This is a genomic window from Aeromonas sp. PS2Canimalfood6, from assembly GCF_048276795.1.
Classification (GTDB): Bacteria; Pseudomonadota; Gammaproteobacteria; order Enterobacterales; family Aeromonadaceae; genus Aeromonas; species Aeromonas caviae.
In genome coordinates, this window is record NZ_JBLUXC010000124.1 from 1 (window position 1) to 1545 (window position 1545).

2 pseudogenes are annotated in these 1545 nt (G+C 53.6%); one reads left to right on the top strand and one right to left on the bottom strand.

What is annotated here, in order from left to right:
- Positions 1 to 122 precede the first annotated feature (122 nt).
- A pseudogene (locus ACNPAA_RS20810) lies at positions 123 to 626 on the bottom strand (transporter substrate-binding protein); the annotation flags it as partial.
- A 345-nt stretch (positions 627 to 971) separates the two neighbouring features.
- On the opposite strand from ACNPAA_RS20810, the pseudogene ACNPAA_RS20815 reads away from it, so the two are divergent.
- Positions 972 to 1545: pseudogene (locus ACNPAA_RS20815) on the top strand (IS30-like element ISAs2 family transposase); the annotation flags it as partial.

The following is a 1545-nucleotide window of genomic DNA, read 5'->3' on the forward strand; positions in this document are numbered from 1 at the left end:
TGGGTAAATGCCGCTTGATGGTTCATGACGAAACTCCCGTAAAAGAGAGTATAAGATCACACCCTGTTCGGTCGGTCAAATCCTCGTGCCCTGCTTAAAAAACGTTCGCGATCTTGCCCTGAGTCAGTACCCAGCAGAGCCCAACGCTCTACGCCCTGTTCCATCAGGTAATCAACCGCTGGAATCGCCTGCTGGTTTGGTGCAGCACCGGTATAGAATACGTTTTTGGATGACTCTTCCCCTTCATACTGCACAGGGTAGAACAGCACGCTGTTCAGCTCTTCCACTACTGGCAGCACTGATTTACGGGAAACGGAAGTCCAGCAGCCGAAAATGGCAGAGACTTTGTCTTTTTGAACCAACTCACGCGCTTTTTCAGCGAACAGCGGCCAGTTTGACGCAGGGTCAACCACCACAGGCTCCAGTTTTTTGCCCAGCAATCCGCCTTTCTTGTTCTGCTCATCAATCAGCATAAGCATGGTGTCTTTCAGTGTGGTTTCACTGATCGCCATGGTGCCAGACAGCGAGTGCAAGATACCCACTTTGATGGTGTCATCTGCAGCAAACGCGTGACTACCAAATAAAGACGCAGCCAGAATAGAACTTGCGAGTAGTTTCCTTTTCATGCGTATTCTTCCTTAAATTAGTTTTCAGCTATGAACAAACCCTGCTTCGGTATCTGTTCATTTGAAGCTTCAAGACAATCACCCTTTGAACAAGCAGGTTCAGTATTGAGAAAAAACAGCGGGCTAAATATGCGCATATCGTGCAGAGAACTACGTCAAATGACGTATATGTGAATGGCTGATAATTCGATACACTGATGTGGGAGGATGTCTTTCCTCACTTGATCGCAAGGAGTGAAACGGGAATTCAGATAATAAGTGCGACACTCATGGATGAATGGCGAGAGGTGGCCAACTGCTGATTGGTGGTACCCTTCTGCTCGCCAAAGTAAAAGCAGTATCACCATGAGCTATCAGCAGTTGACCGAGGGGCAACGATACCAGTTATCGGTGCTTCGCGCACAGGGGATGTCCATCCTTGCCACCGCACGCGCCATTGGCGTTCATCGCTCCACCCTCTACCGGGAGCTGCGTCGTAACGCCGGGCCGCAGGGCTACCAGCCAGACAATGCGCATCAGCACGCCACCCACCGACGGGCCAGTGCGGCCAAATCTCGGCTATCTGCCGATGTCATCCAGTTTGTCGAGCTGACACTCGCCTGGTGGTGGAGCCCGGAGCAGATAAGCGCGGTGGGCAAGCAGATAGGCCTCATGGTGAGTCACGAGTGGATATACCGCCATGTGGCCGCCGACAAAGCCCGGGGTGGCCAGTTGTACCGCCATCTGCGCCAGGGCCACAAGCGCTACCGCAAGGGGGCGAGCAGCCTGCGTTCTCCCATCAAGGAAGCCCGCTCTATTGATGAACGGCCGGCTATCGTCGATAGCCGGGAGCGGCTCGGTGATTGGGAGGCGGACACGGTGCTGGGCAAGCAAGGCACAGGTGCACTGGTCACCCTGGTGGAGCGCAAGAGCCGGCTCT